At 50.9% G+C, this 1,820-nt stretch carries 2 tRNA genes and 2 rRNA genes; all 4 read left to right on the top strand.

Annotated features, from left to right (window positions below):
* A 16S ribosomal RNA gene (locus ACJ5GX_RS06115) occupies window positions 1-550 on the top strand; the annotation flags it as partial.
* A gap of 74 nt (window positions 551-624) precedes the next feature.
* Window positions 625-701 (top strand) — tRNA-Ile (locus ACJ5GX_RS06110).
* Window positions 702-739: 38 nt separating this feature from the next.
* Window positions 740-815: transfer RNA gene (locus ACJ5GX_RS06105), tRNA-Ala, on the top strand.
* Window positions 816-1,022: 207 nt separating this feature from the next.
* Window positions 1,023-1,820: ribosomal RNA gene (locus tag ACJ5GX_RS06100) — 23S ribosomal RNA — on the top strand; the annotation flags it as partial.

Raw genomic sequence — 1,820 nt, 5'->3', positions numbered from 1 at the left:
GACATCCAGAGAACTTTCCAGAGATGGATTGGTGCCTTCGGGAACTCTGAGACAGGTGCTGCATGGCTGTCGTCAGCTCGTGTTGTGAAATGTTGGGTTAAGTCCCGCAACGAGCGCAACCCTTATCCTTTGTTGCCAGCGGTTTGGCCGGGAACTCAAAGGAGACTGCCAGTGATAAACTGGAGGAAGGTGGGGATGACGTCAAGTCATCATGGCCCTTACGAGTAGGGCTACACACGTGCTACAATGGCATATACAAAGAGAAGCGACCTCGCGAGAGCAAGCGGACCTCATAAAGTATGTCGTAGTCCGGATTGGAGTCTGCAACTCGACTCCATGAAGTCGGAATCGCTAGTAATCGTAGATCAGAATGCTACGGTGAATACGTTCCCGGGCCTTGTACACACCGCCCGTCACACCATGGGAGTGGGTTGCAAAAGAAGTAGGTAGCTTAACCTTCGGGAGGGCGCTTACCACTTTGTGATTCATGACTGGGGTGAAGTCGTAACAAGGTAACCGTAGGGGAACCTGCGGTTGGATCACCTCCTTACCTAAAGATATTGATTCGAGTGGCGTGCTCACACAGATTGTCTGATAGAAAGTAACGAGCAGAAATACCTTTATAGGCTTGTAGCTCAGGTGGTTAGAGCGCACCCCTGATAAGGGTGAGGTCGGTGGTTCAAGTCCACTCAGGCCTACCACTTCTCGGAAGTGGAAAAGGTACTGCGCGTGACTGTATGGGGCTATAGCTCAGCTGGGAGAGCGCCTGCCTTGCACGCAGGAGGTCAGCGGTTCGATCCCGCTTAGCTCCACCATATAGTCCGGTATTTCAATACTTCAGAGTATATTGGCGACAGTATGCTGCGAAGTATTTTGCTCTTTAACAATCTGGAACAAGCTGAAAATTGAAACATGACGGCTGAAATTTATCCCTCCGTAGATGTACTGGGATGAAGAGTAACCTGTCATAGAGTCTCTCAAATGTTTGCAGCGCGAACGATGGAAACATCTTCGGGTTGTGAGGTTAAGTGACTAAGCGTACACGGTGGATGCCTAGGCAGTCAGAGGCGATGAAGGGCGTGCTAATCTGCGAAAAGCGTCGGTAAGGTGATATGAACCGTTACAACCGGCGATACCCGAATGGGGAAACCCAGTGTGTTTCGACACACTATCATGTCATGAATACATAGTGGCATGAGGCGAACCGGGGGAACTGAAACATCTAAGTACCCCGAGGAAAAGAAATCAACCGAGATTCCCCCAGTAGCGGCGAGCGAACGGGGAGGAGCCCAGAACCTGAATCGGCTTGTGTGTTAGTGGAAGCGTCTGGAAAGTCGCGCAGCAAAGGGTGATAGCCCCGTACACTAAAATGCACAGGTCGTGAGTTCGATGAGTAGGGCGGGACACGTGACATCCTGTCTGAATATGGGGGGACCATCCTCCAAGGCTAAATACTCCTGACTGACCGATAGTGAACCAGTACCGTGAGGGAAAGGCGAAAAGAACCCCGGCGAGGGGAGTGAAATAGAACCTGAAACCGTGTACGTACAAGCAGTGGGAGCACCTTCGTGGTGTGACTGCGTACCTTTTGTATAATGGGTCAGCGACTTATATTTTGTAGCAAGGTTAACCGTATAGGGGAGCCGTAGGGAAACCGAGTCTTAACTGGGCGATTAGTTGCAAGGTATAGACCCGAAACCCGGTGATCTAGCCATGGGCAGGTTGAAGGTTGGGTAACACTAACTGGAGGACCGAACCGACTAATGTTGAAAAATTAGCGGATGACTTGTGGCTGGGGGTGAAAGGCCAATCAAACCGGG

This window comes from Wolbachia endosymbiont of Tuta absoluta (assembly GCF_059414725.1).
This window is presented reverse-complemented; position numbering and strand designations above follow the sequence as displayed.